1 protein-coding gene is annotated in these 272 nt (G+C 27.6%); it reads left to right on the forward strand.

The genetic code is table 11. From position 1 onward, the window contains the following. Positions 1-272 (forward strand): hypothetical protein (locus ACX6CF_RS26275; RefSeq protein WP_458788342.1); only part of this gene is annotated, 272 nt, incomplete at both ends.

The following is a 272-nucleotide window of genomic DNA, read 5'->3' on the forward strand; positions in this document are numbered from 1 at the left end:
TTATTGTAAGCACCATTAGTGTTTCCAAACCTCAGATAGACATTATATCAAAAAGAGAATTAGAGGGAGTATTTTTAATTAATGTAAAAGGAGATATGTTCTATAAGCTGTCAACCAAGATATCAGCACCTCTTGTAGTAGTTGACAGTTTAATTCAGGATAATTATTTTTATAAAATTACATGGAATTTTTCAAAAGCAATAGCTTCTATAAAAAAGAATTATGATAGAGAAGATATTTTCCTTGTTATTAAACTTACTGGTAACAAGGAA

It is taken from the genome of Vallitalea sediminicola, from assembly GCF_054408565.1.